Raw genomic sequence first — 13,319 nt, 5'->3', positions numbered from 1 at the left:
TGAATGCAAAGGCTTTTATTTGATTACGCCCTACGTGTTACAATAGTCCTTGGGAAAATGATAACCTACAGCATTTTTCACAATTAAATTTGGAGGAAATCAAATGTCTTATGATGTTTTGACAATAAATCCTGGTTCCACTTCTACAAAACTCGCCGTTTATCATGGCGATAAAGTACTTTTTGAAGAAACAGTCAGACACACAATGCAAGAATTCGCCGACTTTAACAATGTACAGGAACAATTTGATTTTAGATGGCAAGTTTTGCGACGAGTGATTGATGCGTTTGGTTATGATGTAAATAAATTAGATGCAGTAGTTGGACGAGGTGGTTTGCTTCGACCAGTTGCTGGCGGTACATATATGGTTACTGAAAAAATGCTAGCGGATTTAAAAAACAACAAGTACGGTGAGCATGCTTCCAACCTTGGTGCTATGCTTGCTAAAAAATTAGCAGATAAGCTCGGAATACCAAGTTTTATCGTTGATCCCGTTGTAGTAGACGAAATGCAACCAGTAGCTAGATTCTCTGGAAATGAACTTATTGCTAGAAAAAGTATTTTTCACGCATTGAACCATAAGGCGGCTGGGCGGAAAATTGCTAAAGAGCTAGGTTCGGAATATGAGAAAATGAATTTTGTTATCGCGCATCTTGGTGGAGGTATTTCCGTTGCAGCACACAGACAAGGGAAAGCAGTGGATGTAAATAATGCACTAGATGGCGATGGTCCTTTTAGTCCTGAACGATCTGGTTCACTCCCAATGAATGATTTTTTAGAAGCATGTTTTAGTGGCAAGTGGACGAAACGTGAACTACACGAGCTAATCGTCGGTCGTGGCGGGATGATTTCTTATCTAGGAACAAATAGTATGTTAGATGTAGAAAATAAAGTTCAAGCTGGTGACGAGGATGCCATCAAAGCTTTTGATGCGATGGCTTACCAAGTTAGTAAAGAAATAGGCGCATGTTCCGTCGTTTTACATGGCAAAATTGATGCTATTATTTTAACTGGTGGACTTGCTAGAAGTGAACTATTTACAAGTAAAATTATCGAGCAAACAAACTGGATAGCCAGAGTAATCATAGAACCTGGAGAAGATGAATTAGAAGCTCTAAACAGTGGTGTACAACGTGTTCTCGCTGGAATTGAAAAAGAAAAAGTGTACTAAAGGAGGAGATAATGTGGCAACAGAATATGATGTAGTTATTCTTGGTGGGGGAACAGGCGGATACGTTGCAGCGATCCAAGCCGCAAAGAACGGACAAAAAGTAGCCGTGGTTGAAAAAGGAAAAGTTGGTGGAACATGTCTTCACCGAGGCTGTATTCCAACGAAAGCTTTATTACGTTCAGCTGAAGTATTGCAAACGGTTAAAAAAGCAAGTGAATTTGGAATTTCGGTAGAAGGAACTGCCGGAATAAACTTTTTACAAGCCCAAGAGAGGAAACAACAAATAGTAGACCAATTAGAAAAAGGGATTCACCAATTATTTAAACAAGGCAAAATCGATTTATTTGCTGGCACGGGAACTATTTTAGGACCTTCCATCTTTTCACCAACAGCCGGAACAGTTTCAGTTGAATTTGAAGATGGTTCAGAAAATGAAATGCTAATTCCTAAAAACCTAATTATTGCAACTGGTTCAAAACCTCGCACATTAAATGGTTTAACAATTGATGAGGAAAATGTATTATCTTCTGACGGTGCACTTAATTTAGAAACTTTACCAAAATCGATTATTATCGTTGGTGGTGGAGTTATCGGAATGGAATGGGCTTCGATGATGCATGATTTTGGCGTAGAAGTTACTGTGCTAGAATATGCGGACCGAATTTTGCCAACAGAAGATAAAGAAGTAGCAAAAGAATTAGCAAGACTTTACAAAAAGAAAAAATTAATCATGCATACATCTGCTGAAGTTCAAGCAGCTAGTTATAAAAAAACAGATTCCGGTGTGGAAATCAAAGCAGTTATTAAAGGCGAAGAGCAGACCTTCGCAGCAGATAAAATTCTTGTTTCAGTTGGTCGTTCTGCCAATACAGAAAACATCGGATTACAAAACACGGATATTGCGACTGAAAACGGCTTTATCCAAGTAAATGATTCTTACCAAACAAAAGAAAGTCATATCTACGCGATTGGTGACTGTATTCCGACAATTCAACTTGCGCATGTAGCAATGGAAGAAGGGACAATTGCAGCCAATCACATTGCTGGTAAAGAAACTGAAAAACTCGATTATGACTTAGTTCCGCGCTGTATTTATACTTCTACTGAGATCGCAAGTGTTGGTATTACAGAAGAACAAGCAAAAGAACGTGGTCATGACGTTAAAAAAGGCAAATTCTTCTTCCGTGGCATTGGAAAAGCGCTTGTTTACGGAGAATCTGATGGCTTTATTAAGATTATTGCAGATAAAAAGACAGATGATATTCTTGGTGTTAGCATGATTGGACCGCATGTGACGGACATGATTAGCGAAGCCGCTTTAGCACAAGTTTTAAATGCAACGCCTTGGGAAGTGGGAAACACAATTCACCCACACCCAACTTTATCAGAAAGTTTTAGAGAAGCTGCCCTTGCTGTGGATGGTAATGCAATTCATGGTTAATACAGCTTTAAAGGAGGAACAAAAATGACTTTAAAAGAAGCAGGTTTAACAGAAGATAAATTAATTAAAATGTATGAAACAATGTTAATGGCAAGAAGACTCGATGAGCGTATGTGGTTGCTTAACCGTTCTGGGAAAATTCCTTTTACCATTTCTGGACAAGGACAAGAAACAGCACAAATCGGCGCTGCATTTGCTTTTGATTTAGATAAGGACTATGCCTTGCCGTATTACCGTGATTTAGCAGTCGTATTAGCATTTGGAATGACAGCAAAAGATATTATGTTGTCTGCCTTTGCTAAAGCGGAAGATCCAAACTCGGGCGGACGTCAAATGCCAGCTCACTTTGGTCAAAAATCTAATCGCATTGTTACTCAAAGTTCTCCTGTAACAACTCAATTTCCACATGCAGCCGGTATTGGTCTTGCTGCCAAAATGGCTGGAGATGACATTGCAATTTATGCGTCAACAGGTGAAGGATCTTCTAACCAAGGAGACTTCCATGAAGGAATCAACTTTGCATCTGTACATAAGTTGCCAGTTGTTTTCGTTATTCATAATAACCAATATGCGATTTCTGTACCTGCATCAAAACAATATGCAGCAGAAAAACTATCTGACCGGGCACTTGGTTACGGTATCCCTGGTGAGCGGGTAGATGGCTCGAATATGGGAGAAGTATATGCTGCCTTTAAACGTGCGGCAGATCGTGCAAGAAATGGCGAGGGACCAACATTAATCGAAACAGTTTCTTACCGCTTCACACCACACTCCTCAGATGATGATGATAGCAGTTATCGTTCAAGAGAAGAAGTCGACGAAGCAAAAGGAAAAGATCCGCTGAAAATTTTCCAAACAGAATTACTTGAAGAAGGTTATTTAACAGAAGAAAAAATTGCTGAAATCGAAAAAAGTATTGCTAAAGAAGTTAATGAAGCGACCGATTACGCGGAAAGTGCAGCATACGCTGAACCAGAATCATCTCTACTTTATGTATACGATGAAGAAGCGAATAGCTGATTAGGAGGGAATTTGAATGCCAGTCATTTCATATATTGATGCAATAACAATGGCGCTTAAAGAAGAAATGGAGCGCGATGATAAAGTATTTATTTTAGGAGAAGATGTAGGGAAAAAAGGTGGCGTTTTTAAAGCGACTGCTGGTTTATATGATGAGTTCGGTGAAGACCGAGTTCTTGATACACCACTTGCTGAATCCGCGATTGCTGGAGTTGGAATTGGAGCAGCGATGTATGGATACCGCCCAGTAGCAGAAATGCAGTTTGCTGACTTTATTATGCCAGCTGTGAACCAAATTATTTCAGAAGCTTCCAGAATTCGTTACCGTTCTAATAACGATTGGTCTTGCCCAATGGTTATTCGCGCACCTTTTGGCGGCGGGGTACACGGAGCACTTTATCATTCACAATCAGTCGAAAAAGTGTTTTTTGGACAACCTGGTTTAAAAATTGTCGTACCATCTTCCCCGTACGATGCAAAAGGACTTTTAAAAGCAGCGATTCGCGACAACGATCCAGTACTTTTCTTTGAACATAAACGTGCCTATCGTTTACTAAAAGGTGAAGTACCTGAAACGGATTATATTGTTCCTATTGGTGAAGCAAATGTGGTACGTGAAGGCGATGATATCACGGTCATTACTTATGGTCTCGCTGTTCAATTTGCTCAACAAGCAGCAGAACGGTTAGCTGCAGAAGGCGTAGAAGCGCACATTCTTGATTTGCGCACAATTTATCCATTAGACCAAGAAGCTATTATTGAAGCAACAAAGAAAACTGGTAAAGTACTTCTTGTAACAGAAGACAATAAACAAGGAAGTATCATTAGTGAAGTAGCTGCAATTATTTCTGAGCATTGTCTATTTGACCTAGATGCACCGATTGCACGACTTGCAGGACCAGATACTCCAGCGATGCCATTTGCGCCAACGATGGAAAAACACTTTATGATAAATCCAGATAAAGTTGCTGATGCAATGAAAGAATTAGCGGAATTTTAGACCCGTTTTAAATTAAAGGAGTGAAGACCCGTGGCAGTTGAAAAAATCACCATGCCCAAATTAGGGGAAAGTGTAACAGAAGGTACGATTAGTTCATGGTTAGTTAAACCAGGAGATACAGTCGAAAAATATGATGCTATCGCAGAAGTACTTACTGACAAAGTAACAGCAGAAATCCCATCTTCTTTTAGCGGGACAATTAAAGAAATTTTAGCAGAAGAAGACGAAACGCTTGAAGTGGGCGAGATTATTTGTACAATTGAAACAGCAGATGCAGGAAGTTCTGAGCCTGCTGAAGAAGTAGAACAAACAGAAACAAAAGCTCCAGAAAAACAAGAAACAAAACAAGTGAAACTAGCAGAAGCACCAGCTAGTGGAAGATTTTCACCAGCCGTACTACGAATTGCTGGTGAAAACAATATTGATTTATCCACTGTAGAAGGCACAGGTAAAGGTGGTCGAATTACAAGAAAAGACTTACTTCAAGTCATCGAAAACGGACCAGTAGCTACTAAAACAGAGGAACCAACAAATAGAGCACAAGAAAAAGCACCAACTCCTGCACCTGTTCGTTCCGCAGCTGGCGATAAAGAAATCCCAATCAATGGGGTAAGAAAAGCTATTGCTAAACATATGAGCGTGAGCAAACAAGAAATTCCGCACGCATGGATGATGGTGGAAGTAGATGCAACTGGACTTGTTCGTTACCGTAATGCAGTAAAAGATAGCTTTAAAAAAGAAGAAGGTTATTCATTAACTTATTTCGCCTTTTTCATCAAAGCCGTTGCACAAGCGTTAAAAGAATTCCCGCAACTTAACAGCACGTGGGCAGGCGACAAAATCATCGAGCACGCGAATATCAATATTTCGATTGCGATTGCAGCTGGTGATTTATTGTACGTTCCAGTTATTAAAAATGCAGACGAAAAATCCATTAAAGGCATTGCTCGCGAAATAAGCGAACTTGCCGGAAAAGCACGTAATGGTAAACTGAGCCAAGCTGATATGGAAGGTGGTACTTTCACTGTGAATAGTACTGGTTCATTTGGCTCTGTTCAATCAATGGGCATTATTAATCACCCGCAAGCAGCTATTCTTCAAGTGGAATCGATTGTTAAACGTCCTGTCATTATTGACGATATGATTGCTGTACGAGATATGGTGAACCTATGTCTATCCATCGATCACCGTATTTTAGACGGCCTACTAGCAGGTAAATTCTTACAAGCAATTAAAGCCAATGTCGAAAAGATTTCCAAAGAAAATACAGCATTGTATTAAAAATGTTTTAATCTAGGTTTAGCGGGTATTGTTTAGTACATCTAGATCCATACCCCTAAACTCCCTAGATGTCTTGGGTAGTACTTTCGGGTGCTGCTCTTTTTTTGAGGAAAAAAATAAAAAAAGCCTGAACCAAATTGGCTCAGACCTCGGATGTCTATAAAAACATTAATAACCCGGTTAAAACGCTGGATAATACAATCGCGATTAACATTAAAATAACGACAACGCGAACTACTTTTTTATTAGTCATTGCGGAAGAAAACTCCTCTCATAAAGCATTTCAGATATATCCATCTTACTTATAATTACAGTAAATTTCAAGTGGTTTATTTATTTTTTTAAGCAAAAAGGAAGAATGTAGGTGAAAACAAGATGATAGCTAATGTAAAAAAATATTTTACAGAATTAATTCAAATCCCATCTGTTTCTGGGAAAGAAAAAGCAGTGTTAACTTACATAAAAAAACAAATAACAAAATTAAATATCCCCTACAGTTTAGATGAAGACAACGGATTAATTGCGCGAATTCCCGCAACTGCTGTGAAATTCCCGACCATTTTCTTTTGTGGCCACGTTGATACGCATCCAAATGCAGCTTCACCAGAATTCCAAGTAGAAGATGGCATATTTACTTCTCTAAATGGGACTTCTTTAGGGGCAGATGATAAAGCAGCAGTTGCAGCCATGTTAGCGGCAATGGATTATTTTAGTACAGAAGAAACACCTCATGGGGAAATTGAATTTATTTTCACTACTAAAGAAGAACTTGGCATGATTGGGATGCGTTTATTTCCAGAAGAAAAAATAACAGCAGCGTATGGTTATTGTCTCGATGCTCCTGGAGAAGTTGGGAATTATCAATTACAAGCGAATACATTAGTTGCAGTTGATTTCACGATTGCAAGCCCTGATGCGACCCAGATGTCACCCATATCAGTAGCGAGAATGGCGCTTCATGCAACGAGACCAGGCCGGATTGACCGCGAGAACAGATGGGAAATCCAGTCGTTTTCTGGTGGAGTAAATGATGAAAATCAACAAGATGCACAATTAGAAGTTCTGTTCAAATCTGCTGCTAGTTTTAGGAAGGCATTACCTCATATCCAAACAATCAGAGAACGTTTTAATCAAACCTGTGAGAAATATGGCGCTACATTAGCAGAAGATACAAGACTTATTTACGAAGGCTACAAAATCCACCCGCAACATCCACTTATGAATATTTTTCAAAAAGCAGCTAAAAAACAAGCTTTAAAGACTAGCGAGATCTTTTTAGAAGGTGGTACTGATGCCAACGTGCTTAATGAAAAAGGCGTGCCTACAATGCTCTTATCAGTCGGTTATGAACATGCCCATTCAGAAAAAGAAACTATTTCCGTAGAGCAGTTAGAAAAACTGACACAACTCGTCATTGACTTAGCTGAATCGGCAAAAAATGAGAAAATTTTACTGAGAAAGCTAAATTAATAAAAAAAAGTCAAATAATTCGGATTGATTCATTGTCCAAGAAGCAATTCTTTGATATAGTAAATGATGTTGATACTTTTATGTGTCATGTTGAAGTAAGACAGATTTTTCTGCCTTAATAAACCGGAAAGGAAGAAGTGCAAAATGGCAAAACAAGAAATTGGCGTTATAGGAATGGGCGTTATGGGTCGTAACTTGGCTCTAAACATTGAAAGCCGCGGTCATACAGTATCTATCTTTAACCGTTCTACTGAAAAAACGAAAGCGGTTATGGAAGAAAATGCGGACAAAAAATTAGTACCAACTTATAGTTTAGAGGAATTTGTCGAATCTCTTGAAGTGCCTCGCCGTATCCTTATTATGGTAAAAGCTGGCGATGCTACAGATATGATGATTGAAGCAGTTAAACCTTTCTTAAACGAAGGCGATATTTTAATTGATGGCGGTAATGCTTTCTTTAAAGATACAATTCGTCGTAATAAAGAACTAAGTGAAGAAGGCTTTAACTTCATCGGAACTGGTGTATCAGGCGGAGAAGAAGGCGCACTTAAAGGTCCGTCTATCATGCCAGGTGGTCAACGCAAGGCATATGACCTTGTAGCTCCTATCTTACGTGAAATTGCTGCAGTAGCAGACGGAGAACCATGTGTGACTTATATTGGTCCAGATGGTGCCGGACATTACGTTAAAATGGTGCATAATGGTATCGAATACGGAGATATGCAATTAATCGCAGAAGCTTACACTATTTTGAAAGAAATCGGTGGATTAAGCCATGATGAACTTGCTGACGTATTTGAAGAATGGAATAACGGAGAATTAGATAGCTATTTAATCGAAATCACTAAAAACATTCTAAAAGTAAAAGACGAAGAAACAGGCAAACCAATTGTCGATGTTATTCTTGATAAAGCTGGACAAAAAGGAACTGGTAAATGGACTAGCCAAAGCGCACTTGACCTAGGTGTTCCACTTTCCTTAATTACTGAATCTGTATTTGCTCGTTACATCTCTGCACTTAAAGATGAACGCGTTTATGCAAGTACAGTTTTATCTGGCCCATCTAATTATCGTTTTGAAGGCGACAAAAAAGCATTTGTTGAATCTGTTCGCCGCGCACTTTATTTCAGCAAAATCGCATCTTATGCACAAGGTTTTGCACAAATGAGAGCAGCTAGTGAAGAGAACGATTGGGACTTACAATACGGCGAAATCGCGAAAATTTTCCGTGCTGGTTGTATTATCCGTGCTCGTTTCTTACAAAAAATTACTGATGCATATAACAAAGATAAAAATCTTAAAAACTTACTATTAGATCCATATTTCAAAGATATTGCGCATAACTACCAAGGCGATCTTCGTACTGTAGTAGCAGAAGCTGTCAAAGCTGGTATTCCAGTACCAACCTTCACTGCAGCAATCAGCTATTACGATAGCTATCGTTCTGAAGTATTATCTGCAAATCTAATTCAAGCTCAACGCGACTACTTTGGTGCTCATACGTATGAAAGAGTTGACAAACCAGGCGTATTCCATACAGAATGGCCACAAGTTGAAGATTGATTTAAAATTAAGCATCCACTTTCACGAGTGGATGTTTTTTTATGAGATTTAAATTAGTAAATAATGGTAAAGTGCTAAAAAATACAGGAAATATCTATTTATGCGCTATTATTAGTTGTTTTTGAGCCAAAGTTCGTTACAATAGTAATAGGAATATAGTGTAATGATCGAAAGAGAGGGTTAGGCCAAATGAATAGAATATTAATCGTAGAAGATGAAAAAAACTTAGCACGCTTTATTGAACTAGAATTACAACACGAAAATTATGAAACTGCTGTTGCTAATGATGGACGTGCTGGGCTAGAACTCGCACTAAATGAAGAATGGGATGCTATTTTACTAGACTTAATGTTACCACATTTAAACGGGGTAGAAGTTTGTCGTCGTGTACGCCAAGTGAAACAAACACCCATCATTATGATAACTGCGCGAGACTCTGTGATTGATCGCGTATCTGGACTTGACCACGGAGCAGATGATTATATCGTTAAGCCATTTGCAATTGAAGAACTACTTGCACGTCTACGTTCGCTGTTACGCCGAGTAGAAAATGCAGAACAATCTGCTAAACAAACAACGCTACAATACCGCAACTTAATCGTTGAAAAAGAAAATCGGATTGTAAAACGCGATGAAGAAATTATCGATTTAACAAAACGCGAGTATGAACTACTACTTACTTTAATGGAAAATGTCAATATTGTTCTTACTCGGGAAGTATTACTTAACAAAGTATGGGGTTATGAAACAGAAGTAGAAACGAATGTAGTAGATGTATATGTTCGTTACTTGCGAAATAAAATTGATCATCCTGACGAAGAAAGTTACATCCAAACAGTTCGCGGGACTGGGTATGTGATGCGTACATGACAACTAGCCCATTCTCCTTAAAAAGTCGTTCTTTGAAATTTAAATGGACTTTTGGAGCTAGTGCAGCGATTTTTCTAACATTTTTCTTATTTTCCTATGCGATTTACCAAGGGATTGGGCAAATGTTGCTAAATGAAGAAGAACCGGAAGTAAAAGAACTGCTTCTAGCAACTACAAGTACGTTAACAAACCAAGATTTAACGGACAATGAGGAAATCAAATATTTATTTAATAACGATAAAACCGTTAATCGTAAATTACAAGATCAAGTGATTAATCTATACGATAAAGATGGTCATTTTATTAATAAGTATTATTTTTCCAGAAACCAAGATATTACGAGTATCGATTTTTCGCAGTATTTTGTTAGCGGCACGGATAAATTTATTATGAATAAGCCAACCATTGAAGGGCAGAAAATGATGACTGCACAAATGCCAATTGTGGCAGATGATAATACGACAGTGATCGGTTATGCGCAAGTGGTAAATCCGCTAACTTCCTATAATCGGATGATGGACCGGCTTCTAGTAACAATGATTTTGCTTGGAGCAGTAGCGCTCTTTATTAGTGGAATGCTCGGTTACTTACTAGCACAGAACTTCTTAAATCCACTCACTCGGTTAGCACGTACTATGAATGATATTCGTAAAAATGGTTTTCAAAAACGAATCGAAACGAAAACGAATTCCAGAGATGAAATTGGCGAATTGACAGTTGTTTTTAACGATATGATGACGCGAATTGAAACTAGTTTTGAGCAGCAAAAACAATTCGTTGAAGATGCTTCCCATGAACTTCGGACACCAGTTCAAATCATGGAGGGACACCTGAAGTTACTAACTCGGTGGGGGAAAGACGACCCGGCAGTACTGGATGAATCGTTAAATGCTTCGTTAACGGAATTAGAACGGATGAAAAAATTAGTACAAGAAATGCTCGATTTATCAAGAGCAGAACAGATTTCTCAAACGAAAGAATTACAAATTACCGATGTAAACGCAACAGTTGAGCAAGTGAGACGTAATTTTGAAGTAATGTATGAGAACTTTACGTTTACTTTAAAAGAAGATGATACGGATTTACGAGCGCTTATTCAACATAATCATTTAGAACAAATCTTAATTATTATTATGGATAACGCAGTGAAATATTCGGGTGATGGCACTGAGGTGGATATGCATGTCTATAAAGAACAAAAGCAAATCCATATTGATGTGCGTGATTACGGAGAAGGCATCTCACAAGAAGAAATTGATAAGATCTTTAATCGTTTCTATCGTGTAGATAAAGCCAGAAGCCGTGAAAAAGGTGGTAATGGCCTCGGTCTTGCGATTGCTAAACAATTAGTCGAAGGATATTTAGGAACGATTAATGCAGTTAGTGAGCCGGATAAAGGTACAACGATAAAAATTACACTTCCATACATTGAACCGAAATCCAAATAGAAAAACCGCAACCTTATAACGAGGTTGCGGTTTCTTTTATTTTTCTTTATTTTGTTCTTCTACAATTTGTTCAAATTCTTTTTCTTCTTGTTCCATTACTTTGATTTCTGGATGTTTATTCATATAAAGTTTCTTCGTTAGTAATGTTTGGCCAGCTAAGAATAGTCCGCCGACAGCCCAATATAACGCTAGGGCAGAAGGAGCTGTGAAGGAAACGAATAAAATCATAATTGGCGACATTAAGCCGATAATTTTCATTTGTTTCTTTTGTTCTGGTGAATAACCAATCATAGAAACAAAATATTGTGCTAAGTAGACAAGACCTGCGATTATCGCAAGTACCATATCTGGTGAACCTAAGTTAAACCATAAGAATGTGTGACTAGCAATTTCGGAAGATCCGCGAATAGCATAATAGAACGCCATCAAAATCGGCATTTGAATAAGTAATGGTAGACAACCCATTTGCATCGGATTGATATTATACTTGGAATAAACGGCCATCATTTCTTTTTGAATATTTGCTTGTTCTTCTTTCGATGTAGCACGTTTTAGTCGAGCTTGAATTTCATCGATTTCTGGTTTGGCAACGGCCATTTTGGATTGCATGCCCATTTGAGCTTTAGCAGTACGTAAGTTTAGTGGCATGATGAGTGCACGGATAAGTAACGTTGTAATAATAATCGCAATCCCGTAATTACCCCCAACAAACTTTGCAACGAACATAATAAAGCTAGTAAATGGTTGGATTAGATAAGTACTGAAAAAACCATCTGTATTTTGTGACGGGTCCATACTACAACCTGTAAGTAATAGTAGAGCACCTAGTAATACGCTAATTAAAATAATATTTTTCTTTTTCAATGTTTCATTTTCCTCCTAAATAGTAAAATAATCATTTCATCTGTTGGAAAATGAAAAACTGTCTTCATCATCAGTAATGGCGCTACATTTCTTAGTAATAGCCAGCCAATTAATAATAAAATTAGGCGAGGTTCTAACAAAATGTGCTCGAAGTAAAGTCTTTACTGGCTTTAAGCAGGTAGCGTCAGCGGGTAGCACCATTTTCGGTTTTAATAATGTAATGGCCGACCAATAACTAAAAATCGTCAACATTAATAAAAACGTCACTGTGAGTGAAATGAATTCTGGTTCAAGTAAGATTTGCAAAATGGAAATCATGCCACGCAGTCGCTCCTTTCAAGGTTTTAGTACTCATTAACTATAATGCAAAAAGAGCTATAGCACAACCACTATTTTTGGATTTTTAATAAACAATATCAAACGTTTTTCGATCTTCAACAGGCGCACCTTTATAAATGTAAACATGTTCAATACGGCAACCAGGTGAAGGTCCTTTTTTTATTGCATCAATAAATTTATTTAAGTTTTCTTCTTCTGCAATTGCATGAATTTCAACGGAACCATCGTCTAAATTTTTCACTGTTCCACTAATGTCATATTTGTAAGCGACGTGTTTTGTTGTGTAACGAAACCCAACACCTTGTACAAATCCAGTTACTCTCAAAATCGCTGTATCTCTAGCCATGACGAAACCAACTCCTTTTATTTTTCCTTACTACCAGTGTATCTTTTTTTGTTGTTACTTTCAAAAATTTGCATTCCAGTATTTCAAAGGAGCTTATGCTATAATATGTGTATTATATTTAGTGTTGGGAGTTTTTGATATGACAAAATGGAATGTCTATCTAACTAAAGGAGAATACGAGCCTTGGTGGTTTTTTGAGGAATGGGAAACTTCTATTCAAGCAGACTTTACTTTTTCAGAAAAAGAAGCTGCGTTTGCGAAGTACCAAGAATTAGCAGAAGGTTTACTGCGAAATTATCCTAACCATCAAACGAAGAAAGATTGTTTGTTAGCGGCTTGGAATGAGGAAGAAGTAGAATATTGCGAAGACTGTGAAGACGATATTCAAACTTTTCATGGACTTATTTTATTTTTTAATGGAGAAGTATATCAACCAACTTCTGAAGAGAAAGAAACCATTTTTAAAAATGTTTTAACTTTTGCTTAAGGTTAGAAAGAAATTAGCG

14 protein-coding genes are annotated in these 13,319 nt (G+C 37.8%); 10 read left to right on the top strand and 4 right to left on the bottom strand.

Annotation, left to right across the window (positions count from 1 at the left end):
* The first annotated feature begins 103 nt into the window (after positions 1-103).
* From buk to AC4PG8_RS01570, 5 genes are read left to right on the top strand one after another with little or no spacing between them, the layout of a single operon-like run.
* Positions 104-1,171, top strand: a complete 1,068-nt coding sequence (gene buk, locus AC4PG8_RS01590) for a butyrate kinase (RefSeq protein ID WP_010991519.1) — start codon at positions 104-106, stop codon at positions 1,169-1,171.
* Between the two features lie 13 nt (positions 1,172-1,184).
* Positions 1,185-2,612 (top strand): dihydrolipoyl dehydrogenase, encoded by a 1,428-nt coding sequence (lpdA, locus tag AC4PG8_RS01585; RefSeq protein WP_185549717.1) that lies wholly within the window; start codon positions 1,185-1,187, stop codon positions 2,610-2,612.
* A gap of 24 nt (positions 2,613-2,636) precedes the next feature.
* Entirely contained in the window at positions 2,637-3,632 is a 996-nt protein-coding gene (locus AC4PG8_RS01580; protein WP_112119844.1) for a thiamine pyrophosphate-dependent dehydrogenase E1 component subunit alpha, read from the top strand.
* A gap of 16 nt (positions 3,633-3,648) precedes the next feature.
* Positions 3,649-4,632 (top strand): alpha-ketoacid dehydrogenase subunit beta, encoded by a 984-nt coding sequence (locus tag AC4PG8_RS01575; RefSeq protein ID WP_003729885.1) that lies wholly within the window; start codon positions 3,649-3,651, stop codon positions 4,630-4,632.
* A 30-nt stretch (positions 4,633-4,662) separates the two neighbouring features.
* Entirely contained in the window at positions 4,663-5,913 is a 1,251-nt protein-coding gene (locus AC4PG8_RS01570; protein WP_492169956.1) for a dihydrolipoamide acetyltransferase family protein, read from the top strand.
* 157 nt (positions 5,914-6,070) lie between these two features.
* Here the strand turns inward: AC4PG8_RS01570 and prli42 are convergent, their stop codons facing one another.
* Positions 6,071-6,166 (bottom strand): stressosome-associated protein Prli42, encoded by a 96-nt coding sequence (prli42, locus tag AC4PG8_RS01565; RefSeq protein ID WP_087942097.1) that lies wholly within the window; start codon positions 6,164-6,166, stop codon positions 6,071-6,073.
* 122 nt (positions 6,167-6,288) lie between these two features.
* On the opposite strand from prli42, the gene AC4PG8_RS01560 reads away from it, so the two are divergent.
* The 4 genes from AC4PG8_RS01560 to AC4PG8_RS01545 all read left to right on the top strand — a co-directional run bounded on the left by AC4PG8_RS01560 (position 6,289) and on the right by AC4PG8_RS01545 (position 11,264).
* A complete protein-coding gene (locus AC4PG8_RS01560; protein ID WP_492169955.1) occupies positions 6,289-7,383 on the top strand; it encodes a M20/M25/M40 family metallo-hydrolase in 1,095 nt (364 codons plus the stop codon).
* A gap of 144 nt (positions 7,384-7,527) precedes the next feature.
* Positions 7,528-8,946, top strand: a complete 1,419-nt coding sequence (gene gnd, locus AC4PG8_RS01555) for an NADP-dependent phosphogluconate dehydrogenase (protein ID WP_003727468.1) — start codon at positions 7,528-7,530, stop codon at positions 8,944-8,946.
* Between the two features lie 189 nt (positions 8,947-9,135).
* Positions 9,136-9,816, top strand: coding sequence for a response regulator transcription factor (locus AC4PG8_RS01550; protein WP_003719652.1), 681 nt, complete (start codon positions 9,136-9,138; stop codon positions 9,814-9,816).
* Positions 9,813-11,264: a HAMP domain-containing sensor histidine kinase gene (locus AC4PG8_RS01545; protein WP_003771747.1), complete on the top strand. Its 1,452-nt coding sequence runs from the start codon at positions 9,813-9,815 to the stop codon at positions 11,262-11,264. The genes AC4PG8_RS01550 and AC4PG8_RS01545 overlap by 4 nt, the downstream gene beginning before the upstream one ends.
* 36 nt (positions 11,265-11,300) lie before the next feature.
* Here AC4PG8_RS01545 and AC4PG8_RS01540 read toward each other — a convergent pair whose 3' ends face one another.
* From AC4PG8_RS01540 to AC4PG8_RS01530, 3 genes are all read right to left on the bottom strand, one after another.
* Entirely contained in the window at positions 11,301-12,128 is an 828-nt protein-coding gene (locus tag AC4PG8_RS01540; protein WP_003771748.1) for a membrane protein insertase YidC, read from the bottom strand.
* A 36-nt stretch (positions 12,129-12,164) separates the two neighbouring features.
* Positions 12,165-12,446 carry a hypothetical protein gene (locus tag AC4PG8_RS01535; RefSeq protein ID WP_010991524.1) on the bottom strand — a complete coding sequence of 94 codons (282 nt, stop codon included), beginning with the start codon at positions 12,444-12,446 and terminating at the stop codon, positions 12,165-12,167.
* Between the two features lie 85 nt (positions 12,447-12,531).
* The gene (locus tag AC4PG8_RS01530) at positions 12,532-12,813 is read right to left on the bottom strand and encodes an acylphosphatase (protein ID WP_003771753.1); all 282 of its coding nucleotides are present in this window, start codon (positions 12,811-12,813) and stop codon (positions 12,532-12,534) included.
* A 139-nt stretch (positions 12,814-12,952) separates the two neighbouring features.
* Between AC4PG8_RS01530 and AC4PG8_RS01525 the strand changes: the two genes are divergently transcribed.
* Positions 12,953-13,300 (top strand): DUF1033 family protein, encoded by a 348-nt coding sequence (locus tag AC4PG8_RS01525; RefSeq protein WP_003766820.1) that lies wholly within the window; start codon positions 12,953-12,955, stop codon positions 13,298-13,300.
* Positions 13,301-13,319: the final 19 nt, after the last annotated feature.

The organism is Listeria sp. MAN/IMW/UF555, assembly GCF_058684075.1.
The sequence above is the reverse complement of the archived record's forward strand: the minus strand, read 5'-3'. Positions and strand labels throughout refer to the sequence as shown.

Bases quoted from the DNA above. Each gene is read 5' to 3' on its own strand.
- buk (WP_010991519.1), top strand. From the start codon at position 104: ATGTCTTATGATGTTTTGACAATAAATCCTGGTTCCACTTCTACAAAA.
- AC4PG8_RS01580 (WP_112119844.1), top strand. From the start codon at position 2,637: ATGACTTTAAAAGAAGCAGGTTTAACAGAAGATAAATTAATTAAAATG.
- AC4PG8_RS01575 (WP_003729885.1), top strand. From the start codon at position 3,649: ATGCCAGTCATTTCATATATTGATGCAATAACAATGGCGCTTAAAGAA.
- prli42 (WP_087942097.1), bottom strand. From the start codon at position 6,166: ATGACTAATAAAAAAGTAGTTCGCGTTGTCGTTATTTTAATGTTAATC.
- AC4PG8_RS01560 (WP_492169955.1), top strand. From the start codon at position 6,289: ATGATAGCTAATGTAAAAAAATATTTTACAGAATTAATTCAAATCCCA.
- gnd (WP_003727468.1), top strand. From the start codon at position 7,528: ATGGCAAAACAAGAAATTGGCGTTATAGGAATGGGCGTTATGGGTCGT.
- AC4PG8_RS01550 (WP_003719652.1), top strand. From the start codon at position 9,136: ATGAATAGAATATTAATCGTAGAAGATGAAAAAAACTTAGCACGCTTT.
- AC4PG8_RS01545 (WP_003771747.1), top strand. From the start codon at position 9,813: ATGACAACTAGCCCATTCTCCTTAAAAAGTCGTTCTTTGAAATTTAAA.
- AC4PG8_RS01535 (WP_010991524.1), bottom strand. From the start codon at position 12,446: ATGATTTCCATTTTGCAAATCTTACTTGAACCAGAATTCATTTCACTC.
- AC4PG8_RS01530 (WP_003771753.1), bottom strand. From the start codon at position 12,813: ATGGCTAGAGATACAGCGATTTTGAGAGTAACTGGATTTGTACAAGGT.
- AC4PG8_RS01525 (WP_003766820.1), top strand. From the start codon at position 12,953: ATGACAAAATGGAATGTCTATCTAACTAAAGGAGAATACGAGCCTTGG.